The 23,710-nt window shown below is 71.9% G+C and carries 19 protein-coding genes and 1 tRNA gene; 9 read left to right on the forward strand and 11 right to left on the reverse strand.

Annotation, left to right across the window (positions count from 1 at the left end; all coding sequences use genetic code 11):
* Positions 1-10: 10 nt before the first annotated feature.
* Entirely contained in the window at positions 11-2,626 is a 2,616-nt protein-coding gene (locus AB0D85_RS23180; RefSeq protein WP_362323061.1) for a phosphoribosyltransferase, read from the forward strand.
* The gene (locus tag AB0D85_RS23185; RefSeq protein WP_362323064.1) at positions 2,626-3,441 is read left to right on the forward strand and encodes an HAD family hydrolase; all 816 of its coding nucleotides are present in this window, start codon (positions 2,626-2,628) and stop codon (positions 3,439-3,441) included. The genes AB0D85_RS23180 and AB0D85_RS23185 overlap by 1 nt, the downstream gene beginning before the upstream one ends.
* Positions 3,442-3,494: 53 nt before the next feature.
* Here AB0D85_RS23185 and AB0D85_RS23190 read toward each other — a convergent pair whose 3' ends face one another.
* On the reverse strand, positions 3,495-3,698 hold the full coding sequence (locus AB0D85_RS23190) for a zinc ribbon domain-containing protein (protein ID WP_362323067.1): 204 nt from the start codon (positions 3,696-3,698) through the stop codon (positions 3,495-3,497).
* Between the two features lie 642 nt (positions 3,699-4,340).
* Here AB0D85_RS23190 and AB0D85_RS23195 point away from each other — a divergent pair.
* The 3 genes from AB0D85_RS23195 to AB0D85_RS23205 all read left to right on the forward strand — a co-directional run bounded on the left by AB0D85_RS23195 (position 4,341) and on the right by AB0D85_RS23205 (position 9,089).
* A complete protein-coding gene (locus tag AB0D85_RS23195) occupies positions 4,341-6,458 on the forward strand; it encodes a transglycosylase domain-containing protein (RefSeq protein WP_362323306.1) in 2,118 nt (705 codons plus the stop codon).
* A 53-nt stretch (positions 6,459-6,511) separates the two neighbouring features.
* The gene (locus tag AB0D85_RS23200; protein WP_362323070.1) at positions 6,512-7,807 is read left to right on the forward strand and encodes a hypothetical protein; all 1,296 of its coding nucleotides are present in this window, start codon (positions 6,512-6,514) and stop codon (positions 7,805-7,807) included.
* A gap of 109 nt (positions 7,808-7,916) precedes the next feature.
* Positions 7,917-9,089, forward strand: coding sequence for an amidase domain-containing protein (locus tag AB0D85_RS23205; protein WP_362323073.1), 1,173 nt, complete (start codon positions 7,917-7,919; stop codon positions 9,087-9,089).
* Here AB0D85_RS23205 and AB0D85_RS23210 read toward each other — a convergent pair.
* Positions 9,077-9,622 (reverse strand): DUF4383 domain-containing protein, encoded by a 546-nt coding sequence (locus AB0D85_RS23210; protein ID WP_362323076.1) that lies wholly within the window; start codon positions 9,620-9,622, stop codon positions 9,077-9,079. The two genes, AB0D85_RS23205 and AB0D85_RS23210, sit on opposite strands and share 13 nt — an antisense overlap.
* A 116-nt stretch (positions 9,623-9,738) precedes the next feature.
* On the reverse strand, positions 9,739-11,181 hold the full coding sequence (locus AB0D85_RS23215) for a hypothetical protein (protein WP_362323079.1): 1,443 nt from the start codon (positions 11,179-11,181) through the stop codon (positions 9,739-9,741).
* A gap of 139 nt (positions 11,182-11,320) precedes the next feature.
* On the opposite strand from AB0D85_RS23215, the gene AB0D85_RS23220 reads away from it, so the two are divergent.
* Positions 11,321-11,392 (forward strand) — tRNA-Val (locus AB0D85_RS23220).
* Between the two features lie 48 nt (positions 11,393-11,440).
* Here AB0D85_RS23220 and AB0D85_RS23225 read toward each other — a convergent pair.
* Both AB0D85_RS23225 and AB0D85_RS23230 read right to left on the reverse strand, forming a co-directional pair.
* Positions 11,441-11,770 (reverse strand): hypothetical protein, encoded by a 330-nt coding sequence (locus AB0D85_RS23225; protein ID WP_362323082.1) that lies wholly within the window; start codon positions 11,768-11,770, stop codon positions 11,441-11,443.
* A 127-nt stretch (positions 11,771-11,897) separates the two neighbouring features.
* Positions 11,898-12,983, reverse strand: coding sequence for a DUF5937 family protein (locus tag AB0D85_RS23230; RefSeq protein WP_362323085.1), 1,086 nt, complete (start codon positions 12,981-12,983; stop codon positions 11,898-11,900).
* A gap of 100 nt (positions 12,984-13,083) precedes the next feature.
* On the opposite strand from AB0D85_RS23230, the gene AB0D85_RS23235 reads away from it, so the two are divergent.
* Positions 13,084-14,286, forward strand: a complete 1,203-nt coding sequence (locus AB0D85_RS23235; RefSeq protein ID WP_362323088.1) for an MFS transporter — start codon at positions 13,084-13,086, stop codon at positions 14,284-14,286.
* A 61-nt stretch (positions 14,287-14,347) separates the two neighbouring features.
* On the opposite strand, the gene AB0D85_RS23240 is transcribed toward AB0D85_RS23235, so the two are convergent.
* Positions 14,348-16,255: an SMI1/KNR4 family protein gene (locus AB0D85_RS23240; RefSeq protein ID WP_362323091.1), complete on the reverse strand. Its 1,908-nt coding sequence runs from the start codon at positions 16,253-16,255 to the stop codon at positions 14,348-14,350.
* 106 nt (positions 16,256-16,361) lie between these two features.
* On the opposite strand from AB0D85_RS23240, the gene AB0D85_RS23245 reads away from it, so the two are divergent.
* Positions 16,362-16,943 carry a hypothetical protein gene (locus tag AB0D85_RS23245; RefSeq protein ID WP_362323094.1) on the forward strand — a complete coding sequence of 194 codons (582 nt, stop codon included), beginning with the start codon at positions 16,362-16,364 and terminating at the stop codon, positions 16,941-16,943.
* 122 nt (positions 16,944-17,065) lie between these two features.
* Here AB0D85_RS23245 and AB0D85_RS23250 read toward each other — a convergent pair whose 3' ends face one another.
* The gene (locus tag AB0D85_RS23250; RefSeq protein WP_362323097.1) at positions 17,066-18,007 is read right to left on the reverse strand and encodes a 2-dehydropantoate 2-reductase; all 942 of its coding nucleotides are present in this window, start codon (positions 18,005-18,007) and stop codon (positions 17,066-17,068) included.
* 91 nt (positions 18,008-18,098) lie between these two features.
* On the opposite strand from AB0D85_RS23250, the gene AB0D85_RS23255 reads away from it, so the two are divergent.
* The gene (locus AB0D85_RS23255; RefSeq protein ID WP_362323100.1) at positions 18,099-18,332 is read left to right on the forward strand and encodes a DUF2277 domain-containing protein; all 234 of its coding nucleotides are present in this window, start codon (positions 18,099-18,101) and stop codon (positions 18,330-18,332) included.
* 13 nt (positions 18,333-18,345) lie between these two features.
* On the opposite strand, the gene AB0D85_RS23260 is transcribed toward AB0D85_RS23255, so the two are convergent.
* The 4 genes from AB0D85_RS23260 to AB0D85_RS23275 all read right to left on the reverse strand — a co-directional run bounded on the left by AB0D85_RS23260 (position 18,346) and on the right by AB0D85_RS23275 (position 23,492).
* Positions 18,346-18,960 (reverse strand): VTT domain-containing protein, encoded by a 615-nt coding sequence (locus tag AB0D85_RS23260; protein WP_362323103.1) that lies wholly within the window; start codon positions 18,958-18,960, stop codon positions 18,346-18,348.
* A 116-nt stretch (positions 18,961-19,076) separates the two neighbouring features.
* Positions 19,077-21,008 carry an FAD/NAD(P)-binding protein gene (locus AB0D85_RS23265; RefSeq protein WP_362323107.1) on the reverse strand — a complete coding sequence of 644 codons (1,932 nt, stop codon included), beginning with the start codon at positions 21,006-21,008 and terminating at the stop codon, positions 19,077-19,079.
* Positions 21,009-21,157: 149 nt separating this feature from the next.
* Complete coding sequence (locus AB0D85_RS23270) at positions 21,158-22,783, reverse strand: alkaline phosphatase D family protein (RefSeq protein WP_362323110.1); 1,626 nt, start codon at positions 22,781-22,783, stop codon at positions 21,158-21,160.
* A gap of 64 nt (positions 22,784-22,847) precedes the next feature.
* Entirely contained in the window at positions 22,848-23,492 is a 645-nt protein-coding gene (locus AB0D85_RS23275; protein WP_362323113.1) for an HNH endonuclease family protein, read from the reverse strand.
* Positions 23,493-23,710: the final 218 nt, after the last annotated feature.

Raw genomic sequence — 23,710 nt, forward strand, 5'->3', positions numbered from 1 at the left:
CAAGGAACGCATGAACATCGCAGCGAACAACGGGGAGTGGTCCGGCAGCTGGGTCGCCGAGCGGCTCGGCGTCGAACTGGTGGGCGACGACGGCCTGACGGCCCTGCTGGGCCTCGCCCTGCGCCGCAACCCCAGACGGGCCCACCTCCTGGTCTCCAACGTGCTCGGCAAGCACGTGCCGCAGTCGCCGGCCGTGGTCTACGGCCACGGCTTCGCCCTGGGCCGCCGGGTCCGCGACCTCCTCGGCGAGCAGGAGGCGGCCCGCGCCGTGGTGCTCGGCTACGCCGAGACCGCCACCGGCCTCGGCCACTCCGTGGCGGACGGGATCGGCCTCGCCCCCTACCTCCACTCCACGCGCCGCCCGGTCGCCGGAGTCACCCCCGCGGGCGGCTTCGAGGAGTCCCACTCCCACGCGACGTCGCACCTGCTGCTCCCCGAGGACCCCGCCCTGCTGTCCGGCGAGGGCCCGCTGGTCCTGGTCGACGACGAGTTCTCCACGGGCAACACGGTCCTGAACACGATCCGCGACCTCCACGCCCGTTATCCGCGGAAACGTTACGTCGTAGTCGCTCTGGTCGATATGCGCTCACCGGCGGATGCGGGGCGACTGACGTCGTTCGCCGAGGAGATCGACGCGAGGGTGGACCTGGTGGCGGCGGCGTCGGGGACCGTGCTCCTGCCGGAGGGGGTGCTGGAGAAGGGGCAGGAGCTGGTGGCGCGGTACGAGGAGAGTGCCGCGTCAGGTGATTCGTCGTCTGCGGCAGCGTCGGGGCTGGTCGCGCAGTTCCCCGCGCCCCTTCCCGGCGCTGCCCTTGAAGGCGACTCCAAGCCCAACCCCCTAGGGGCGCGGGACTGTGTTGAATCTGCGGCTACCGCCGCGTGGGCGCGACCAGCCCCCACCCACCCGCACCCGACCGACAACCGCACCACCCCCCACACCACCCGCATCGACCTGCACTGGCCCCCCGGCCTCCCCGACGGCGGACGTCACGGCTTCACTCCGGCCCACCGCATACGCCTCGAATCGGCGCTCCCCACCATGGCCGCGAGGCTCGCCGAAGCCCTCCCGGCCGGCACAAGCCGCGTGCTCACGCTCGGCTTCGAAGAACTGATGTACGCCCCCCTCAGGGTCGCCCGCGAGCTGGAGGCCCTGGTGGCCGCCGAGGTGCGGTACTCCACCACCACCCGCTCACCCGTCCTGGCCGTCGACGACCCCGGCTACGCCATCCGCAGCCGCCTCGTCTTCCCGGCCCACGACAACCCCGCCGACGGCCCCGGCGAGCGCTACGCGTACAACGTGGCCGGCGCCGGCTTCGACGCCGTCGTCCTGTTCGTCGACTCGGCCGGCGACACCCCCGAACTGCACGCCCCGGACGGCCTGCTGGCCCGGCTCGGCGCGCACGCCCCGCACGTCCTGCTCGCGGTTGTACCGTCGTACGTCCCCGCGCTACCCGAAGAGAGCCCCGCCATGCTGCCCGAGCCCCTCCGCGGCCCCGCCTTCTCCTCGTACCCGCCGGAGGACGTCGGCTGGCTGCTCCAGGACCTCTCGGACGTGACGCTGGAGGCGCCGACCGAGGAGCGCGAGGAGGCCATCCAGAGCGGCGGCGCGCACTACGCCGAGTCGCTGCCGGTGGAGTACCAGCCGAGCGAGCAGTACCAGGCGCTCTTCCACGCGGCCCTGGAGACCTCGGCCGCGCGGATCGCCCAGGCCGTCGGAGTCGTCACCGAGACCGTGATGGCCGAGCGGTCGCCGCGGCCGGTCCTGGTGTCGCTGGCCCGGGCCGGGACCCCGGTGGGCGTGCTGATGCGCCGCTGGGCCCAGTTCCGGTACGGCGTCGACCTGCCGCACTACGCCGTGTCGATCGTGCGCGGCCGCGGCATCGACGCGAACGCGCTGCGCTGGCTGGCCGCCCACCACGACCCGCGGGACGTCGTCTTCGTGGACGGCTGGACCGGCAAGGGCGCCATCACCCGGGAACTCGCCGACGCGATCGGGGAGTTCGAGGAGCGGCAGGGCGTGACCGGCTTCGATCCGGAGATCGCGGTGCTCGCCGACCCGGGGTCGTGCGTGCGGACGTACGGCACCCGGGAGGACTTCCTCATCCCGTCCGCCTGCCTCAACTCGACCGTCTCCGGGCTGATCTCGCGGACCGTGCTGCGGGCCGACCTGGTGGGGCCGAACGACTTCCACGGCGCGAAGTTCTACCGCGAACTGGCCGGGGCCGATGTCTCCGTGGCCTTCCTGGACGCGGTCGCGGCGCGGTTCGGGGAGGTCGTGGACGCGGTGGACGAGGCCGTGAAGGAACTCGTCGTCGCCGACCGGGCGCCGACCTGGGAGGGCTGGGCGGCCGTCGAGCGAATCAGCGAGGAGTACGGCATCCACGACGTCAACCTCGTCAAGCCGGGCGTGGGGGAGACCACCCGGGTGCTGCTGCGCCGGGTGCCCTGGAAGATCCTCGCGCGGGCCGGAGCGGGGGCCGACCTCGACCACGTACGGCTCCTTGCGGAGCAGAGAGGGGTACCGGTGGAGGAGGTCGGCGAGCTGCCGTACACCTGTGTCGGGCTGATCCACCCCAAGTACACGCGCGGGGCGACCGGCGCCGACGGCAAGGCGGTGAACCTCTGATGGCGGTGCTCGTCGCGAGCGACCTCGACCGTACGCTCATCTACTCGGCCGGCGCCCTGGCCCTGACCATGCCGGACGCGCGGGCGCCCCGGCTGCTCTGCGTCGAGGTGCACGAGGCCAGGCCGCTGTCGTACATGACGGAGACGGCGGCCCAGCTGCTGACCGACCTCGGGGACGCGGCCGTCTTCGTGCCGACCACGACCCGTACCCGCAAGCAGTACCAGCGGATCAACCTGCCGGGGCCCGCGCCGAAGTACGCCATCTGCGCCAACGGCGGGCATCTGCTCGTGGACGGGGTGTCCGACCCGGACTGGCACGGGCGGGTGCTGGCACGGCTGGCCGACGAGTGCGCGCCGCTGGACGAGGTGCGGGCGTATCTGACGGAGCACGCCGATCCGCTGTGGCTGCGCAAGCACCGGGTCGCGGAGGACCTGTTCGCCTACCTCGTCGTGGAGCGGGAGCTGCTGCCCGAGGAGTGGGTGAAGACCCTGGCGGTGTGGGCCGAGAACCGCGGCTGGACGGTGTCCCTGCAGGGACGGAAGATCTACGCCGTGCCCAAGCCGCTGACGAAGAGTGCGGCGATGCGGGAGCTTGCGCGCAGGACCGGGGCGGAGCTGACGCTGGCCGCGGGGGACTCCCTGCTGGACGCGGATCTGCTGCTGGCGGCGGATCGGGGGTGGCGGCCGGGGCACGGGGAGTTGGCCGACGTCGAGTGGACCGGGCCGGCGATCAGTGCGCTGCCGGAGAGGGGGGTTCTCGCCGGCGAGCGGATCCTGCGGGAGTTCTTGAAGGGCGTGCGTGGTTCGGTGGTGTAGTTCGCTGCGGGCCGGTGGGGGCTGATCGCGCAGTTCCCCGCGCCCCCAGCGGGTCAGCTGCAGCAACCGCCGCCGCAACATCCACCGGCGCTGGGGCTCGGCGCCGAAGAGACGCCGCCCACCGCCACCGTCGACAGCAGCTTCACCGTGTCCTTATGGCCCTCCGGGCAAGCTGCCGGGGCCGACGACTCGGCCATGGGGCGGGACAGTTCGAACGTGTCGCCGCAGGTGCGGCAGCGGTACTCGTATCGGGGCATGGGGACAGGCTAACGGGAGTGATGCGGGAGTGATGGGCATCACTGCACCTCAGAATTTCATGAGTGTTCCTTTCTGTCCGATACTTGTGAGGAGATATTGAAAAGATCGCTGATAATTTGAGCTGGCCGCGAGGAGCCGAAAGACCGGGGGAAGAGGGGGGCTCGTAGTGCCGCGCCTGTCGCGGTCCTGTCCACCCGACCTGTCTAACCGCGCGCGCAAGACCGAGTGCGAGGGGAGACGCAGTCGTGACGGACGCAACGGAGCGGACGGGCGACCCGGAGGATGGCAATGACCAGGCCGGATCCCGGGAGAAGAAGCCGTTCGAGCCGGACGCGACCCTGCATCTGAAAGTCGACGCACTGCGTGCGGAGCATGCTCCGCGGCAGAAGGGCGACGACGCTCAGGGGGCAGAGGAGATCGCACGGCGCAGAGCGGAGGCTCTGTGGAAGGAACTGCACGCCCTGCGGGCCGAGGACGCCGAGGCTGCCGAGTCCGCGAAGGCGGGCGAGGGCAAGAACGCGCGCCGCGGCGGGGCCGACGTCCCCGCGCCCCGTGACGGGGCGCGGCGGAAGAAGCCGGACCTGCCGGTGCACGACGAGACCCTGCATCTGAAGGTGGACGCCCTGCGGGCGGACGTCACGATGCAGATCCGGGTGCCCGAACAGCGGCAGCCGGAGCCGGAGTCGGAGTCGGCGGCCTCGGGCGGCCGTGCCGAGCGGCGCCGCAGTGCCCGCCTGTCGCCGCGTGAACGGGTGCTGGCGGCGGTGGCGGGGCTCCGGGCCCTCGTGGGACCCCGGCTCGCGCCACTGGCGCCGTACGCGCGCAAGCTGCGGCCGATGTACCCGCGGCCCGGCCGGAGCGGCTGGCGGCGCTGGGTGCCGTCCTGGCGGCAGTGGCTGGGGGCGTGGCTCGGGGGCATCGGGCTGACGGGCCTTTTCCTCGTCGTCGCCTACGCGTCCACGGACATACCTTCCAATCTCAACACCTATGCCACCCAGCAGGACAACGTCTACTTCTGGTCCGACGGCACGCCGATGGCCCGTACCGGGTGGGTGCAGCGGCAGGACATGCCGCTCAAGGACATACCCGTGGATGTCCGGTGGGCGGTTCTCGCCGCGGAGAACGAGAGTTTCTACACCGACCCCGGCATCTCACTCAAAGGCATAGCCCGGGCGCTCTACCGAACGGTCGGCAAGGGGGACACCGAGGGTGGCTCCACCATTACCCAGCAATATGTGAAGAACGTCTATCTGACGCAGAACCAGACCGTCAGCCGTAAATTCACCGAGGCCATGATCTCCCTCAAGCTCGACAGCAAGATGAGCAAGGACCAGATCCTGGAGGGGTACCTCAACACCAGCTGGTTCGGCCGGGGGACGTACGGCATCCAGCGCGCCGCCCAGGCCTACTACGGCAAGGACGTCGGCCAGCTGAACGCCAGCCAGGCCGCGATGCTCGCCTCGCTCCTCAAGGGGGCCGGGCTCTACGACCCGACGCTCGGCAAGGCCAACCACAAGCGGGCGGTGGAGCGCTGGTCCTGGATCCTGGACCGGATGGTGAAGATCGGCAAGCTGTCGGCGAGCGAGCGGGCCAAGTACAAGACCTTCCCCGAGCCGATCAAGACCAACAAGGTCTACGACACCGGCAAGCAGAGCGACTATCTGGTGGAACTGGCGCAGACGTACGCCAAGAAGGCCGCCCACATCTCGGACAAGGAGTTCGACCTGGGCGGATACCAGATCTACACCACCTTCGACCGCAAGAAGGAGGCCACGCTCACCGACGCCGTGACCAAGGCCCGCAAGGACGCCGTGAAGAGCGACTCCAAGCTCGCCGAGGCCGCGCACTACGGCGCCGCCTCGGTGGCGACCGACGGGCGGATCGTCGCCGTCTACGGCGGACCCGACCACCGTACGCAGGGCTACAACGAGTCCAACGCCACCACCGTCCCGGCGGGCACATCCTTCCTGCCGTTCGTCTACGCGGCCGGACTCCAGAACGGCATCCACAAGGAACGCGGCGGGGCCGCCACCGACGTGCTGCCCGGGATGCTCTACGACGGCAACGACAAGATCGACGTCACCACCCCCGACGGACCGTACTGGGACCGCAGCGGCAAGAAGGTCCACGCGAACAACGACGGCGGGACGTCCTACGGGCAGATCAGCCTGGAGAAGGCCCTCGCCCTGTCGGTGAACACACCGTTCATGCAACTCGGCATGGACACCGGGCTCGACAAGGTGCGGTCCACCGCCGTCGCCTCGGGGCTGCTCTCCGACACCATGGGGGCACAGGTGCCCGCGCTGTCCATGGGCAGCTCCACGCCCAGCGCGATCCGGATGGCGAGCGGGTACGCCACGTTCGCGGCCGGCGGCGACCACACCGAGCCGTACTCCGTCGCCAAGATCACCCGCAACGGCCACCGGGTCGCCATGGACACCCCGCAGCCGACGCGCGCGGTCCGCGACGACGTGGCCGAGGACGTCGAGCAGGCGCTCACCGAATCGTTCCGTCTCGCCCATCCGACCACCGCCCTCGACACCGGGGCGGCCGGAAAGGCCGGCAACACCCTGGCCACCAGCGACAAGGACACCGCCTCCTGGTACACCGGCACGGTCTCGTCCGTGACGACGTCGGTCGTCGTCTACCGCATCGACCTGAACAAGTCCCTGGAGCCGCTCCCGCTCAAGGGAATCGCCGGTTCCGGCGCCGACAACGTCCCGTACACGGTCTGGGCACAGGCCATGGGCCTTGACTGACCACCAAGGCCCCGCGAAGCTCCCCCACGCCACCTCGCAGATTGAGCACCCGCATGAAGCCCCGCACGAAGTCGACAACAGGCGGCCGACGCCGCAAGGCGCCCGCCCGTGACCGCCGTCCGGCCCGCCCGGAGTTCCTGACCCTGGCCGCCTTCCTGGTCGTGGCCTCCCTCGTCGCGGGCTATCTGGTGCTGACCAGGCAGGACGACACCACGCCCACCGCCGCCGGCACCAGGAAGGCCACCCCGTCGGCGTCGGCGTCACCCAAGTGGGACGGCAAGACCCACATCCTCGGTGACGGCTCCACCTCGTACACCGGGCCGCAGAAGGACCAGCTGAAGCCCGTCAAGCTCAAGCCGGGTGAGAAGCCGCCCCAGTTCGTCGTCTTCTCCTGGGACGGCGCCCTGGAGGGCGACGACCATCTCTTCTCGCACTACCGGGAGATGGCCAAGGAGTACAACGCCCACATGACCTTCTTCCTCACCGGCATCTACCTGCTGCCCAAGAGCAAGAAGACCCTCTACACCGGGCCGATGCACCAGCCCGGCGACGCCGCCATCGACTACGCCACCGACGAGCACATACGCACCACCCTGGAGCAGCTCCGCGAGGCGTACAACCAGGGCAACGAGATAGGCACCCACTTCAACGGCCACTTCTGCGAGAAGAAGGGCGGCGGCGAGTGGAGCGTCGCCCAGTGGAAGAGCGAACTCGACCAGTTCTACGAGTTCGCGGAGAACTGGAAGACCAACACCGGCTACAAGGACATCCCCGCCCTGCCCTTCGACTTCAAGCAGGAGGTCGTCGGCGGACGCGCCCCCTGCCTGGAGGGCCAGCCCAACCTCCTCAAGGCCCTGCAGAAGTACGGCTACAACTGGAAGTACGACGCCAGCTCCCCCGGCGACCTCCAGATATGGCCGTCGAAGAAGGACGGCGTCTGGAACTTCCCGCTCGAACTGCTGCCGTACAGCAACAACAACCAGGCCCTCTCGATGGACTTCAACTTCCTCTACAACCAGTCCAACGGCGAGGTCGACGGCGACTCCTCGAAGTACGCCGCATGGGAACAGCAGACCGTCGACGCCTACATGAACGGCTTCAACCGCGTCTACTACGGCAGCCGCGCCCCGCTGTTCATCGGCAACCACTTCGAGAACTGGAACGGCGGCATCTACATGAAGGCCATCGACCAGATCATTCCGAAGATATGCACCAAGAAGGGCGTCAAGTGCGTGTCCTTCAAGGAACTCGCCGACTGGCTCGACGCGCAGGACCCGCAGACCCTGGCACAGCTGCGCACCCTGGACCCGGCCCAGGCACCGGCGGACTGGTCGAGCGTCGTCAAGTGAGGCGCGCTGAGGGCTGATTGCAGTTCTGCAACCCCCTTCACAGGAGTCACACACGCCGTGCGAAGATGCGGTTCGCCCGGTAGGTGTACCGGCGTAGAGGGGAACATCATTGAAATCCAGAAAACTGAGCCGTAAGCGCAGCCGTACGGCCATAGTCGCGGCGACGGCCGCCACGGTCGTCGTCGGTGTCGGCTTCGCGGCCAACTGGAGCGCGGGCGCGGCCGTCGTCGACGACCCGACCGTGAACGCCGCGACCAAGGCGACCTTCCAGAAGCTGGCCGACGCGGTCTTCACCGACCGCACCCAGGCCCTCGTCGACGGGGCCACGAAGAAGCAGACCGCTTCGCGCTTCTCCGGGGACGTACGGCTCTCCGGCACGCAGTCGCGCGAGGAGAACTCCGCGCTGACCCAGCTGCGCGGCCGCCAGGAGCGCATCGCCAAGGCCGGCGAGACGTACAGCGCCGGCAGCACCAGGGTCACGCTCGACGCGACCCGGGTCACCGGCCGCACCGCCAAGGCCGACGTCACCGAGACCACGACGCTGACCTACGCGAAGGCCACCGGCAAGGAGCCGAAGACCACCGGCTTCCAGGCCCACCACGAGCTGACCTTCAAGGCGGACCAGCAGGGGACCTGGCAGCTCACCGGCATCGCGGACACGGACAACGGCGGCCTCGCCGTCAACACCCTGTCCAAGCCCTCGGTCAAGGCGCCGACCACCGCCGACGACGGCAACACCACGCCGGACGCCCCGCGCGCGGCCATCACGCGCAACCCGGTGGCCGTGCCGAAGAACCTGACCGGCGGAACGTACGACTACACGGCCATGGCGGCCTACGCCGAGAAGTACGTGTACAACTACAACCCGGACTACCCGAACTACAACGGGCACGCGGACGGCGGCGACTGCACCAACTTCGTCAGCCAGTCCCTGAAGGCCGGCGGCTGGAAGCACGTCCCGGGCTACGTGTACGACTACACGAAGTGGTTCGGCAACGCCGACATCCAGTCGGACTCGTTCGTCGGCGTCAACGAATGGTCCTGGTTCGCCCAGAACTCCAAGCGCACCACGCCGCTCGCCAACGTCTACCAGGCCGAGGTCGGCGACGTCATCCAGATGGACTTCGACCGGGACGGTGCGAAGGACCACACGATGATCGTGACGTACAAGGCCAACGGCGTCCCGTACGTCACGTACCACTCGACCAACACCTACCGCAGGTCGCTGGCGAGCATCATCGCGTCGTACCCGAACGCGTACTACTACGCCTACCGCACCTGATCCTCGGTGGCCGGTGCGGCCCGCTGCTCCGCCTCGGGGTGGCGGGCCCGCCAGTACGGGTTGTCGTGCGGCAGGTTCGTGCTGACCCTGCCGTACATCCCGAACACCATCAGCACCAGGCCCACGACGAAACTGAACAACACGTTCTGGATCTTGAACGCCAGGAAGTCCGAGGCGGTGTCGAGCAGGCCGAGGAACAGGAAGCCGTTCAGGATGAACAGCACGCCGAGGACCATGTTCAGCGTCGACGCGAAGTTCCCGCCGATCACCATCCCGACGAAGAGCAGCAGGCCGACAAGGATCGACAGCACGCTCAGCGCGCCGTTCGTGTTCAGGCCCAGCGCGGTGTTCCCGCCGGTGTCGAAGTAGCCGATGTTGCGGGTGAGCCCGAGGACGCCGAAGGCCACCAGGAACAGGCCCATCAGGCCGGCCCCGATCCGGTAGACCTGGTTCAGCCGGTGGTCGACGGGCAGCGCCTCATCGAAGTCGATCTTGTGCCGCCGCGTCCCCGAGTGCGTGACGTGTGAGGCCATCTCCGCCTCCTGGTGTCGAATGCGGATCCAATACGGGTCGCGTACCCAATATCCGCCCGGGACGGCTCCTCGGCAAACGCCTCGGCGGCCGGTGGCCGGTGCTCGGCGGCCGGTGCTCAGTGGCCGGTGCCGCGATCCTCCCGGATCTGCGTGACCACCCGCGCGACCGACTGCCGTACCGCTTCCGTCTCCGTCAGGAAGTGCCAGTAGTCCGGGTGCCGCCCCTGCAACGAGTCCACCGCCCGGTCCAGCCGCGCCACCGCGTCGTCCAGCGGCCGCGCGTGCCGCGGATCGGGACTGCTCCGCCCGGCCATCGCCAGCCGCTGCGCGTCCCGGATCGCGAACCGGGTCCGCTCGGTCTCCGCCTGCGGATCCTTCTGTACGGCGTTCAGCCGGCCCAGCCGGTCACCGGCCGCCGACACGGCCTCGTCGGTGCTGTTCAGCAGCGCCCGCACGGTGGAGAGCAGCGAGGTGGCGTCCGCCCACTTCTGGGCGTCCCGCGCGGCCTGCGCCTCCTTCAGCCTGAGCTCGGCCTGCTGTACGTTCTGGGCGGCCTGCTCGGGCACCTGCTGCAGATCCTGCCAGCACGCCGCGGAGAACCGCCGCCGCAGCTCGCTCAGCACCGGGTCGACCTGCCCGGCCCGGGTGGTCAGCGCCTGCGCGCGCGTCCGCAGCGACACCAGCCGGTGATCGATCTCGGCGGCCTGCTCCGGCAGCCGCTCGGCCGCCACCCGAAGGGCCTCGGCCTCCCGCTGCACCCGCCCGGCCCGCTCCAGCGTCGCCTGCACGCCGTGCTGCCCGGCCCCCTGATTGAGCTTGGTCAGCTCGGGCGCGAGCGCGGCCAGCCGAGCCGCCAGCTCATCGGCCCGCAACTGCGTGCTCCGCACCGCGTCGAGCGCGTTGCTCGCCGCCAGCAACGCCTGCCGGGCCCGCTCCACGGCGGGCGCGAGCCGCGCCAGCTGCGTCTCGGCCTTGCCGAGCAGCGGCCCGAGCGACTCCTCGAACCGGTCCAGCTCCCGCTTCACACCGACGAGCTCGTCCTTGGCCCGGGTGATCTCCCCCCGGGCCCGTGACGCGACGGCGGCCTCCAGATCGTCCCGGTCCAGGTCGTACGCGTCGATGGCCTGGATGTACCGATTGCTCACCTCGTCGATGCGCCGTCCCAGCGCCTCGAAGTCGGAGACGGCCCGACGCGCGGCCGGCGAGTCGTCGACGGCGGAGATGGTCTCTATGGAGATCCGCAGATCCCGCTGCGCGGTGTCCAGCTCGTAGAAGGCGGCGGCAGCGGCGTCCTTCGCGGCCTGGGCCTCGGCCCGCTGCCCCTCGGCCCGCCCCCCGAACCACCGCCGGGTCCCCCCGCCGGCGAACGCCCCGGGCACCACGAGCACCGCCACCAACGGCAGACCCACGAGGGCGAGAACATCCCTGAGGGGAGTGCGCCGGACCCTCCCGGGAGGCGAGTACGACTGCTCGGATGCCGCCGAAGTCGCCGATGTCCCCGTCACTTCTCCCTCTCCCCGTGCCGCGGTGCGCCCTGTGTGCTGGCGGTTCCCAGCCATTCTCCCACCCGTGAAAGACGAACACACGGGGCGGTCAGTTCGCGGTTTGTGCGACAGGTCCGCAGCGGTTCGCGCAGTCGGGTCCGGATACGGGTTTGCGGGACAGTGCCTGCGGCAATGTAGGCTGTCGACTCATCTCGGGTGCGTAGCTCAGTGGTAGAGCGCCTGCCTTACAAGCAGGATGTCGGCGGTTCGAAACCGTCCGCGCCCACTTTGGTGAGAGGACCCCGGCCGTGGCGGCCGGGGTCCTCTTGTGTTGTCAGCCCTTCTCGTGCGCGTGCTTGAGGCGGCTTCTTGCGTTCATGCGGTCCGTTGCCGTCACTTCCGCCCAGAAGCGGTGGCCGCTGACGAACACGGCGAGTTCGTGTTCGCGGCGGCGCAGTTTCTCCACCTCGGCCTGTTCGTCCTCGGTCCAGCCCGGGGAGGCGGGGCGCTCCACCTTGCGCCAGCCGCCGCCGTCACTGAATCCGTCCAGCGGCTCGACCGACCAGGGGAGCCGCTTCAGCAGGGCCGACAGCTCGGCCCGGACCTGATGCAGCTCCTCCTGACCGGCGAGGAGGTCACTCGGAAAGTCATAGGTCGCAGCCACCCGGCAATGGTACGCCTGTTCGATTTTGGGTGGCGAGTTCGTTCGGGAGGTTCATGCGAAAGGGTGGGGACGTCCGACTCTGCGTTGTCGTGCAACTCCGCGTTACGGCACGGCAGCCCGCGGCCGCTCAGCGCAGTACGGCTGCCAGCAGGTCCGCGCCCAGTGCCGTCATCTCGGGCAGGTTGAGGGTGTAGTGGACGTAGCGGCCGTGCCGCCGGGTGGTGAGCAGGCCCGTGCGGCGCAGGACGGCGAGGTGGCGGGAGACCTCCGGGGGCGAGAGTTCCCAGGCGTGGGCCAGCTCGCCGGTGGTGTGCGGGCCGCGGGCCAGGGTGCGCAGCAGCCGTAGCCGTACCGGGTGGGCGAGTGCCTCCAGCCGGAGGGTGACCGTTTCCAGCGACACCGGCTCCGACGGGCTCGGCTCGGCCACGGGGTACTGCACCACCGGCTGCCAGCCGGGCGCGTGGACCACCACCAGGTGCGGGCTGCCGAAGTCACTGGGGATGAAGGTGACCCCGGTGCCGTGGGCGGTGGTCGCCCTGTCCTGCAGCTTGTCCAGGACGATGCAGTCGCCGTCCGGTGTCAGGGTGACCGCGCCGGAGACCGAGGCGAGTGCCGCCCCGATGCCCCGGCGCTTCAGCAGGTCGTTCTTCAGGCGCAGGTCGGTGGCCAGCCGTACGGCGACGCCTGTCCAGGCGGTGTCGAAGAACGCCTCGGCGCACTGTTCGAGGGTGTGGCGCACCCGTGCCCGCACCGCGGCCGGGTCCGCGAGCAGCCGTTCCGCGAAGGCCTCCTGGAGTGCGCCGCGGGCCTGGGCCAGGTCCAGGGCCCGTTCGCGTGCGGCCCGGTCGGCGAGCGGCGACGGCGCGGCGAAGAGGACCCGGTTGCTGCCGCACGTGGTGATGAGCGCGGCGGTCACATAGGTCTCGTCGTCGATCCGGTCCACGTCGTCCAACTCCTCGGCGAGGGTCGGCCGGGGCCGGGCGGGGACCAGGAAATCGGCTCGTGAGGAGCGCCAGAGGAACTCCGCCTCCCGGAGCCGCTCGGCCAGCTCCGGCGGCATCCCGGACCAGACGTCCCCGGCCCAGCCGGCCAGCCGCGGGTGATGCCCGGGTTCGGCCAGGACGTGCAGCATCGCGGTCAGCTCGGCCAGCGGGGAGGCGGCGAACCGCAGCCGCTCGGCCGGCAGTCCGGTGATGTCGATGCGCAGCGTCATCCCCTCAGCATGGCCGGTCGGGCGGCCGGTGACGGCGTCGGTTGACGATGTCCGTCAACCGACGTGCCGCTTGCGGCGGCCCGCCCGGACCGTTGGCGCCATGGCAACCACCACCAGAGTCCGTCCCCGTGTTCTCCTCCGCGCCTCCGGAGGTCCCCGTTACGCCGTCGCCCTGACCGTGGACGCGCTCGGCACCGGCCTGCTGCGGCCCTTTCTGCTGCTCTACGGAGTGCTGGTGCTCGGGCTGTCCGCGCCGGTCACCGGCACCGCCATGACAGTCGGCGTCGTCGCGGGTCTCGGGTGCATGCCCGCGGTGGGCCGCTGGCTGGACCGGGGCGCGCGCAGCACGGCCGTGGCGGCGTCGATGCTGGTGCGGGTGGTCGGCGTGGTGCTGCTGCTGGCCACGCCGACGGGGAACGTCTGGCTGTTCGCGACGGCCGCGCTCTTCCTCGGCATCGGCAACCAGGCATGGCCGGCCGCCCTCGTGGCCACCGTCGCCCACGGCCGGGAACGCGACGCCGCCCTCGCGGCGGGCCGCGCCCTGCGCAACGCCGGCCTGGGCGCCGGTGCCCTCCTCGCCACCGCGTGCCTGGCGGGCGGCACCACCGCGTTGCGGGCGCTGGCAGCCGTCACCGGGCTCGCCTACCTCGCCGCGGCGGCCTTGGCGTGGTCGGTCCACGTACACGGCCGTCCGGCCGCTGCCACGGCCGAGGACGGGGACGGCGGGCCCGCACCCCGGATGCGCGCGCTGCTGGCCGCCAACGTGATCTACGTCTTCTGCCTCAACGTCCCCGAAATCGCGCTCCCTCTGGTCCTGGTGACGCAGATGCACGCCTCCCCGGTGTGGTCGGCGGCCATCTTCGTGGCCAACACGGTGCTGGTGGTCGCCCTGCAGGTGCCGGTCACCGTGCTGCTGTCCCGCTTCCCCCGCCGACCCGTGCTGGCGATCGCCGGCGTGGTGCTCACCGCGTCCTACCTCGGCTTCCTCGCGGCCACCTCCCTGGGACACGGCTGGGGCGCACCGGCCGTCGCCGCGGTGTCCGTGGTCTGCACCCTCGGCGAGATCATCTACGCGGGCAGCGCCACCGCGCTCGTCACCGCCCTCACCCCGGCGCATGTCCTGGGACGCACCCTCGCCCGCTTCCAGCTCTCCACGGGCTTCGGCCTCGCCGCCTCGCCGGCGGTCATCACCGCTCTCGCCCCCCACGGCCAGGCCGCCCTCTGGGGCAGCCTCGCCGCCGCGACCCTCGTCTCCGCGGGCGCCGTAGCCACGGAGAAGGACCAGGAACCGCGACTCGGGTGAAAGCCCCCCCGGGGGCGGCCCCGGCCCGGCGTCCTGGAACACGGGCCCCGGGCCTACCCCGCTACGGCCGCAACCGCGCGAAGCCGATGGTCACATACGCCTCGCCCGGGCCCGGGGCACGGTTCCAGGAGCGGGTGCGGAAGGTGTGCAGGCGCCCCTGGGTGAGCGCGAACCGCGGCAGCCGGACCCCGAGTTCGCCCGCGAGCGCACCGAGGGCGCGGCGCTCGCCCCGGCGGTCCTCGGCGGGGGCGTCCGGTGGGAAGAGGAGGTCCGGGCGGAGGGCGTCCGGCACCGTGCCGCGGCTGTCGGTCGCGGTGCCGCCGACCGTGAGGCCGTACCGTTCCTCGCCGTTCTCCGCGACGGAGAGATGGAAGACCCCGGGGCGGTGCGCCCGGGAGGGCTCGCTCCACACGGTCACCGTGCGGGTGCCCCGGGAGGCGGCGAGGCCCGGGGAGACGAACCGCTGTCCGCCGGGGCTCCCGCCCGGCGCCGCCTCGAACGCGAAGCTCCAGCCCGGGCCCGCCCGGCCGACGGCGGTCAGCGCCACGTCCGCCCACGGCGGGATGTCGTCGGTACGGCGGAAACGCGTCCGGGCGTCCCAGAGCGTCGCCGGGTCGTTGAGGACGGCGGACTCGTCCACGCCTATGAGGGACGGCAGTTCGGCCGGTTCCACGCCCTCCACGAGAAGGAAGCGGTACGACGACAGGAGCCGGCCGGAGTCCACGTCCGCCAGCCAGGCCAGGCCCGGCGGATCCAGGTCGGCGGTGGGCGGCGGGGGGTCACCCGGCTCACCCGCCCGGGGCGTGGCCAGCAGTTCCCGGCCCCGCTCCGGTGTGATCAGGGGGCCCAGGAGCGGGTCGGCGCACAGGCCGACCGGGGCGAGGTGGTCGGGGCTGAGCGGGCGCCACCCGGGCAGCGCGGCGCGCAGGGTGTGCCAGGCCGCGTCCGTCTCACCCCAGCGTGCCTGTTCCCGTGCCTCCTCGACGGCCCGCCCGAAGGCGCCCTCGGCGGTCGAGCGGAAACTGCCGTCCCGTATCCGCCGCAGCACCTCGTCCGCCGCCTCGCGCACCGCGTCGGAGGCGCCCGGCAGGTGGCGGGCCGCCAGGTCCTCGTCCCTGCGCATGCGCGCGTGCTCGGCCACGAGCACCGGCACGATCTCCCGGGCGTACAGGGGACCGTCCGCCAGGCCGTGGAAGGACACCATGTACGTCTGGCCGAGCAGCCGGCGGATCTGGTCGCGCATTCCCGCCGCCCGGGGCCTGCCGTGCGCGACCGCCTCCGCCAGTGCCGTCGCGGCCCGCTCGTACCGCCCGCCGAGCGCGTCCAGCCGCGCGGCCTCCACGGTCGCGTCCAGAGCCCGGGTCGTCGCGTTGACGAACTCCCGCCCCGCCCGCTTCGAGCGGCTCGCCTCCAGGCTGTGGAACTCCCGGTACATCGCCTCCATGAACGTACGGAACGATCCGTACCGCGTCGGTACGTCCCCATGCCACGACGCCCACGTGTACACGGCCCACTCGCCCGCCTCGTCCACGTCCCCCGGGTCCAGCAGGACGTAGACGGCGTCGGACTCCACGTCCAGTTGCAGTGCCCGCCCCCACATCCCGGCGAGCAGGACGTCCTCGGGCGTGGGGTCCTCGTCCAGTTCCCCGGGGAAGTACTCGGACAGGCCCGCCGCGTCCTCGTGCCACCGGACGCGGTCGGTGCCGGCGAGCAGCCAGACGAACCCGCCCGCGTGCCGCCAGCCGTCGCTCACCGCGAGGAACGCCCGGTACGACGGCGGCAGCCGGTGCCCGAGCCGCTCCTCCAGCGCGCCCAGCCGTTCCTCGGAGGCGGCCGGGAACCCCAGCCAACCGGTCCGCAGGGGCTCCTCGTCCCGGGTCGGCGCGTCCACATCCTGATCCTGCGCGTCCGCCCATTCCCGGCTCCACCGCGCCAGGAAGGACCGCCAGTCCTCGATCGTGTCCGTCATGTCGGCGATGCTGCCAGCCACCACTGACAACGGCCCCGGCCCGCGGGTGAGAGCCTGGAGGCGACGATCGCGTTCCCGCCGGGCGGGAGAACGGAGCAGGGACAGGATGAGCGGGCAGCAGTCGACGTTCGTGAAGGTGTGCGGGCTCACCCAGGAGCAGCAGATCGACTGGGCCGTCGAGCTCGGGTACGACGCGATCGGGATCGTCGTGACCCCGAAGAGCAAGCGGTACTGCGCGCCCGAGCGGGCCGTGGAGCTCGCCGGGTACGCCCGGGGGCGTATCCCCGCCTTCGCGGTGGCCCTGACGTACGCCGAGACGGCCGCCGTCGCCGAGCACTTCGACACCGTCCAGATCTACGAGCCGGCCGACATCCCCAACCTCGCCCTCGCCTCCGGCACCCCGCCCGAGAAGCCGGAGGCCCTGCAGTACTTCTTCTACGACGCCAGCGCGGGCAGCGGCGTGTTCGCCGACATCCCCGCCTGGGTCGCGGACGTGCCCGGGAAGGTCGTCATCGCCGGCGGCCTCGACGAGCACAACGTGGCCGCTGTCGTCGAGGACTTCGGCCCCTACGGCGTGGATGTCTCCAGCAGCGTGGAGACCGCGCCGGGGGTCAAGAGCCGCGAGAAGATGGCCGCTTTCCTCGCGGCGGCCCGAACCCCCGGGCGGAGTGGGCGAGTAGTTGCCTGAGCAGGCCGGGTGATGTCCGCTGGGGTTCGGCAGCGCCCTGAAGGGGCGCGGGGAACTGCGCGACCGGCCACGACGGCGCCGCAGATGATTGACGGCGCATCGCGGCACTCCCAGCGGAGCGCTTAGCGACCGGCCTTCTCGCGCAACTCCCGTACGATCCGCGCCGTCACCGGTACGGGGACGCCGTGGCGGTCTGCCGCGCGGAGCAACGCGCCGCCGATCGCGTCGAGTTCGAGCGGGCGGCCCGCCTCCGCGTCGCGTTGCATCGAGGTCTTGGCGGCGGGCGCGAAGGTGTCGTACCGGGACAGGGCCTGGGCCGGGTCCACGGGGGCGCCGCAGGCGCGGCTGACCGCGGCCGCCTCCGCGACGAGCGAGGCCAGTTCCTCCCGGTGCCGGGTGCGGGCCTCCCCGAGCGGGAGGGTATAGCGGGTGGTGAGCAGGGCGATGGGCGCGAGGAACGACATCTTCGCCCAGAGGGCCGACGTCTCGTCGTCCAGGACGCGGGTGGCCGGGCCGGCCGCGGTGAGGGCCTCGGCCAGGGCCTCCAGGCGGGGGCGCGGGACCTTGGCGCCGGTCAGGTCGATCTCCGCGAACGGGCTGCCGTGTTCGATCAGGCCGGGGGCGAGGCGGGTCGACTCGACGCGGATCACGGAGGGGGCCACGCGGTCGGGGGCGTAGCGGGCGCGCAGCAGCGCGGGGTGCTCCACGCCGTTCAGGAACGGCACGAGGAGGGCGTCGCCGAGGGCCGCGGGCGGGATGCGGGTGAGGGCCGCGTCCAGGGCGGTGGCCTTGACGGTGATCAGGCAGGCGTCGACCGGTTCACGGAGGACCGTGTCGGCCTCGACGGGGGCCGTGAACTCGCCGAACAGGGCGCTGCGGACCTGGATTCCGGTGGTACGGAGGGTGCCTGCCGTCTCCTCGCCGGCCAGGCAGAGGACGCGGTGGCCGGAGCGGGAGAGCAGGGCGGCGAGGAGGCCGCCGACACCGCCGGGGCCCAGGACGGCCACGGTGAGCGGGTGGCGGGTGGTGTTCGGCGTGTTCGACGCGTTCGACGCGTTTGTCATGGGGGTGTCCTCTCGTCGGTCGGCCCCGGGAGCGGTGGCCGCCTCGGGAAGATCCTCGCAGGAGGGAGGGGGGTTGCGGGAGACTGGCGACATGTGCCGGAGTATCAAGACCCTGCGTCCGCCCCAGCTGGCCGAGGAAGCCACGGAGGAGGAGATCCGTGCTGCCGCGTTGCAGTACGTACGGAAGGTGTCCGGGTTCCGGGCGCCGGCCGTGCACAACCGGGAGGCGTTCGAGCGGGCGGTGGACGCGATCGCGGAGGCGACCGCCGAGTTGCTGGGGAGCCTGGAGGTGCGGGGACAGGCGGTGCGGGAAGCCGCCGGCTGATGTCGGGTGGGGGTCAGGCCGGGCGGCGTCTTCGCATCAGGTACCCGGCCCCCGCCCCCGCCCCGAACAGCGCCGCCACCGAGATCGCCGTCGTCACCCAGGTCGCGCCCAGCCACTGGGCGCCCAGGTAGCCGAGGGCGACGCTGTAGACCGCCCAGGTCAGGCCCGCCAGGGCGGACCAGGGGAGGAATTCGCGGACGCGGCGGTGGGTCGCGCCGGCGCCGAGCGAGACGATCGAGCGGCCGGCCGGGGCGAACCGGGCCAGCACCACCAGCGCGCCGCCGCCCCGGGACAGCGCGTCGCCGAGACGTTCCTGCGCGCTGCTCAGCCGCCGGGAGCGGGCGATCGCGCGGTCCAGGCGGGCCCCGCCGCGCCGGGCCAGCCGGTAGGCGACCAGGTCGCCGAGGACCGACGCGGTGGCCGCGCAGAAGATCAGCGCCAGGATGTCGGGTACGGCGTGCGGGACCTTTCCGGCCGACGCGCCGGAGCCCGCCGCCGCGGCCGTGGCCGCGGTGATGACCAGCACACCGCTCGGCAGGACCGGCAGGAACACATCAAGCAGCACGGACAGGGCGACCATGGCGTATATCCAGGGCCCGGCCTCCAGCGACCCCACGCTTTCCCACACGACGGTTCCCCCGCGATTGTCCTGTTGCGCCCCCCGACGACAGCCATACAGCGTACGCGGGGCGTGTGACAGGAGTTTCACGGGGGGCTCGTGCGGTGGCAAAGCGTTATACGGCGTTATACGGCCACCGGCGTGCTCGCCACCTCCACGGCCCGCACCGCCCCGGCCACCCCCATCGGCGCCCCCGCCGTCTCCGTCGCCTCCCCCGAAGCCGTCGCGGCCGTCGCGGCCGTCCGCAGCACCGCCCGTGCGACCGCGTCGGCGTCCGACAGCGTCACCGAGTCCACGCCCGGACGAGCGCCTGCCGCGGTCACCCAGTGCACGCCCTCCGTGGGCACCCCGAAGGCGAACCGTCGTACGTGCAACCGCCCTTGACGGTCGATCAGCCGGTACGGGCGCGGTGTCACGTCCAGCCCGCCGGTCTCGTGCCCGTCCACCGTGTGGGGGCGGCACGCGCCCTCGCGCAGCAGCCCGGCCAGCAGCTCGTCGGCGGTGCGGCGCAGGTCCGGCTCCGGGAGGCGGGCCTCCACGAGCGTGGTCACCCGGACCACCGAGCCGGGCACCTCCGGGGAGCGCGCCACCCAGGCACCCTCCTCCCGGTCCACCTCCAGCCCCGGGCCCAGCACCTCCACCACGCCCGCCGCCAGCAGCGCGGTCAGCTCCTCGATACGGCGGCGGGGCGGACCGATGGACAGGAACGCGTTGAGCGGGGTGTACCAGCCGTCCAGGTGGCTGCCCCGGGAGGCGCCGGTCAGCCCGCCGTGGTCGACGATCAGCCGTATCTCGTTGCGCAGGTCGCGCAGCACGTCCAGGGCCGCCTTGAGCGGGCCGCGCACATTGCCGAGGGCGGCCTGCGCCGCGTCCTCGCGCAGGTACCCCAGGAGCCAGCTCCGCCACTGCGCGGGATCGGTGAACGTCCGGTCACCGTAGGGACGTTGGAGGCGCTCCCAGCACCACCGGTCCGCCGCCGGGACGCCGGACGCGTCGAGTACGGCCGCCTCCTCGCGCCGGCCGCCGGCCGCGAGGAAGCGCTCGGTGAAGTCCGGGTCGCCGGTCAGGGCGGTGTAGTACACCGTCTCCACCTCCTTGGCGACCAGCGGCCAGACCTCCGCGAGGAAGTCGGGCGCCTCGCCGGAGTCCGCGCGTTCACGGAAGCCCGCGATGACCTCGGGGGTGAGCAGGAGGGGGGTGTGACGGCCGTACGGGCCCTTGGCGTTGTCGCCGCGCGCCTGGTACGGGACGCCCCGCCGGGAGCCCGCGTACAGGCGGGGTTCGCGGCCGGAGGGCGTGTAGCGCAGCGCGCCGTCGGCCGTGCGGGTGAAGCGGCCGCCCCGGCCGGTGGTCAGCAGGGCCAGGTGGTCGAAGAAGTTGAGGCCCAGGCCGCGCAGCAGCACCGGTTCGCCGGGCGCGAGCGGGCCGAGGTCGACGTCGGCCGGGTTGGCGGGCGGTATGTGCCGCAGGCGGTGGCGGCCGGCGTGCGTGCGGTGGTGGCGGTCCTCGGGGGCCGCCGTCGCCGGGAGGTGGCCCTGGGCCAGCACCACCGCCGCGAGGCCGGGCAGGGTACGGCCGTCGTCCAGGGTGAGCGTCTGCCGGCCGTCGGGGTCGTCGGCGAGTTGTACGGCACGGGCGCGATGCGTCTCGACACGGACCGCCTCCGGCGCCCGCGCGACCGTCCTCGCGAACACCCACTCCAGGTAGCGGCCGTAGTGGGCGCGGGTCGGGTAGTCGTCGGGGTCCAGCTCGCCGGCCGCCCACTCGTACAGGCTGGGGCCGGGCCGGACCGGGCCCGCGCAGTCCACGCTGGCGTCGGTGAACAGCGTGACCTGGCTCGCCACGGTGTTCATCAGCAGCTCGGCCGACTGCGTCGTACGCCAGACCCGGCCCGGGCCCGGCGGCGCCGGGTCGATCACATGGACCGTGAGGCGCAGGCCCGGGGACAGCAGCTCGGGTGCGGAGGCGCAGAGGCGTTCCAGGACGCTGGTGCCGCGCGGTCCGGCGCCGACCAGGGCGACGGAGACCGGGGCGGATTCCTGGGGCGAGGAGGACAACGACGTGACTCCCGGGCGTGTGGGGGCGCATGGCAGGAAGGCCGCCGCTGGAGATCGGGAAGCAGGCGATCGGGAAGCGGACGGTCCGCCTCATCATGCCGTTGCGGTTAACAGAAGCCAACGCGCGCCCCACGCGCCCCAGTTGTCCCTCATGGGGTGGTGAGGGCGGACTCCTCCACGGTCTCGAGGGTGCCGTTGCGCCGGGCCCGCTCCAGCCGCAGCCGGGCCGAACGGCCGTGCAGCGTCAGCGTCATGAGCTGGTTGCCGAACCACGGCCCGCCCGTCTTCCGCCATGTCACCGGCGGTCGCGCACAGCGCCCGTGCCGGGTCAGCCGCCGCCCGAGGAACCGGGCCAGGGCGCTCCAGCCGAACCGGAAGCCGACCCTGATCGACCACGGCACGGAGTTGTGGACGGGCGAGCAAGTGAGTTGCAGCACACGGGAGTCGAGCGGGACTCCGGCGGGCCACGAGGGTTCGGCGACGTACGCGTGGTGGACGTCCCCGGAGAGCACGCAGACCGTCGCGGGCGCCCCGGGACCGGAACCGGTGCGGGCGAACAGGTCGGCCAGTGCGGCGAACGACGCCGGGAAGGCCGCCCAGTGCTCCAGGTCGGCCGCCCGGCGCAGCCGCTCCCCGAACTGGGCCCAGCGGGCGCCGCGTTCGCCCCGGCACAGCGCCGCGTCCCAGGTCTCGACGTCGTGTATCAGGTGCGGCAGCAGCCAGGGCAGCGAGGTGCCGACCAGGAGATGGTCGTACGACTCCCGGTCGGCCAGCGCCTGTTCGCGCAGCCACTCGGCCTCGCCCGGGTCGAGCATGGAGCGGTTCCGCTCGTCGAGCACCCGCGCCGCCCGGGTGTCCACCATCAGCAGCCGCACCCGCCCGAAGTCGCGCCGGTAACTCCAGCGCACGGAGGACGGGTCGGCGTCGGCTCCGGCGGCGAAGGCGCGCAACTCGTCCGTGCCGTCGGGGGAGTCGCACACGGCCGCGTAGAGCGGGTCGGCGGCGAGCTCGGCCGGCGAGAGGTTGCCCAGGTGCTGGTGCACCCAGTACGACATCAGCCCGCTCAGCAGCCGCTCCTGCCACCAGGGGGTGGCCCGCAGGTCGGCCAGCCAGGCGGCGGAGGTGTTCCAGTCGTCGATGACGTCGTGATCGTCGAAGATCATGCAACTGGGCACGGTGGAGAGCAGCCAGCGGACCTCGGGGTCGAGCCAGGACTCGTAGTAGAGGCGGGTGTACTCCTCGTAGTCCGCGACCTCGGCGCCGGGCGGGTCCGCGAGACCGCGGCGGGCGGCGAGCCACTGCCGGGTGGCCTCCGAGGTCTCGTCGGCGTACACCTGGTCGCCCAACAGCAGCAGCACGTCCGGCCGTTCACCCCCGGTGGCGAGCCGCGCGGCCAGGCTGTCGAGGGCGTCCGGGCCGACCGGGTCATTCCCGTCGGCCGGGGGCGCGGCCCAGCGGCAGGAGCCGAAGACCACGCGCAGGGGGTCGCCGTCGGCCCGGGTGCGGATCACCGAGGGCGGGAAACGGGAGTCGGGCAGCGGCCACACCCGGGTGCCGTCCAGGACCACCTCGTACGACGGCGAGGTCCCCGGCGTCAGCCCGGTGACCGGGACCAGGGCGTAGTGGTGGCCCGCCACCTGGAAGGTGCGCGCGCTGCCGCGGGCGCCGTCGGAGCAGCGCACCTCGGCGGTGCACGGACGGCTCGTCTCGACCCAGACGGTCGCCGACGAGCCGTCGGCATACCTCAGCAGCGGCCCCAGCCGCAGTCCGGCCACAAGTTCCTCCTCCGTCGCCCCGTACGGTACGGAACGACGGAGGTCAGCGGGGAGGTTCCGGTACTCAGCAGTTGGCGAGGTAGCTGGTGAGCGCGCTCTTCTCGGCGGAGTCCACCGAGAGGTCGTAGTAGTACTTCACCTGGACCCAGGCGCGGACGTAGGTGCAGACGTAGGCGCTGCGGGTGGGCACCCAGTCGGCCGGGTCGCTGTCGCTCTTGGAGCGGTTGGAGCTGGCCGAGACGGCGATCAGCTGGGGGCGGGTGACGTCGTTGGCGAAGGCCTGGCGCTGGGCGGTGGTCCACGCGCTGGCGCCGGAGTCCCAGGCCTCGGCGAGCGGCACCACATGGTCGATGTCGAAGGTGCTGGCGTCGGTGGTGGTGACGCCGTCGTACTGCGAGTACCAGCTGCCGCTGGTGGCGGTGCAGGCGGAGTTGGTGACGACGTTCGTGCCGTCGCGCTTGATGACGTACTCACGGGTGTTGCAGGTGCCGCTGATGGTGATCCAGGTCGGGAACAGGTCCCGGGAGTAGCCGGTACGGCTCTCGGTGGCCACGGTGAGCGAGGCGAGGTAGGTGCGGGCGGTGGACGCGCTGACCGGGGTGGGGAGGGCGGCGGAGGCGCTCGGGGAGTTGAGGAGGGCGGCAGAGGCTATGAGTCCGGTAAGAGCCGCGAGTATGCTGAGTCGTCGACGCGCGTAGAACTTCGGCATGGTAACTCCCTGGTGGGGGTGGGGTGTTGGAGCGCGAGCGAGGGAATGCTCGCGCCGCCGTGTTGCCGATGGGTGAGCGTTCGGTAAGAAACTAATGACGCGCTCATGACAGAACAAGATGTGCGACGTGACTCACAGGGGGGACTTCCGGCCTTGGGATCGGTTGAAGGGTCACGTACTGTGGAGGGCGTTGAAGGGGAGTAGCTCTTCGCCGGACC

Source organism: Streptomyces sp. NPDC048277 (assembly GCF_040652235.1).
Taxonomy (GTDB): Bacteria; Actinomycetota; Actinomycetes; order Streptomycetales; family Streptomycetaceae; genus Streptomyces.

Excerpts from the sequence above, each read along its gene's own strand:
- AB0D85_RS23275 (WP_362323113.1), bottom strand. The coding sequence starts at position 23,492 with ATGCCGAAGTTCTACGCGCGTCGACGACTCAGCATACTCGCGGCTCTT.
- AB0D85_RS23245 (WP_362323094.1), top strand. The coding sequence starts at position 16,362 with ATGAGCGGGCAGCAGTCGACGTTCGTGAAGGTGTGCGGGCTCACCCAG.
- AB0D85_RS23210 (WP_362323076.1), bottom strand. The coding sequence starts at position 9,622 with ATGGCCTCACACGTCACGCACTCGGGGACGCGGCGGCACAAGATCGAC.
- AB0D85_RS23200 (WP_362323070.1), top strand. The coding sequence starts at position 6,512 with ATGAAGCCCCGCACGAAGTCGACAACAGGCGGCCGACGCCGCAAGGCG.
- AB0D85_RS23250 (WP_362323097.1), bottom strand. The coding sequence starts at position 18,007 with ATGACAAACGCGTCGAACGCGTCGAACACGCCGAACACCACCCGCCAC.
- AB0D85_RS23185 (WP_362323064.1), top strand. The coding sequence starts at position 2,626 with ATGGCGGTGCTCGTCGCGAGCGACCTCGACCGTACGCTCATCTACTCG.
- AB0D85_RS23195 (WP_362323306.1), top strand. The coding sequence starts at position 4,341 with ATGCAGATCCGGGTGCCCGAACAGCGGCAGCCGGAGCCGGAGTCGGAG.
- AB0D85_RS23255 (WP_362323100.1), top strand. The coding sequence starts at position 18,099 with ATGTGCCGGAGTATCAAGACCCTGCGTCCGCCCCAGCTGGCCGAGGAA.
- AB0D85_RS23190 (WP_362323067.1), bottom strand. The coding sequence starts at position 3,698 with ATGCCCCGATACGAGTACCGCTGCCGCACCTGCGGCGACACGTTCGAA.
- AB0D85_RS23235 (WP_362323088.1), top strand. The coding sequence starts at position 13,084 with ATGGCAACCACCACCAGAGTCCGTCCCCGTGTTCTCCTCCGCGCCTCC.
- AB0D85_RS23230 (WP_362323085.1), bottom strand. The coding sequence starts at position 12,983 with ATGACGCTGCGCATCGACATCACCGGACTGCCGGCCGAGCGGCTGCGG.
- AB0D85_RS23240 (WP_362323091.1), bottom strand. The coding sequence starts at position 16,255 with ATGACGGACACGATCGAGGACTGGCGGTCCTTCCTGGCGCGGTGGAGC.
- AB0D85_RS23180 (WP_362323061.1), top strand. The coding sequence starts at position 11 with ATGAACATCGCAGCGAACAACGGGGAGTGGTCCGGCAGCTGGGTCGCC.
- AB0D85_RS23215 (WP_362323079.1), bottom strand. The coding sequence starts at position 11,181 with ATGGCTGGGAACCGCCAGCACACAGGGCGCACCGCGGCACGGGGAGAG.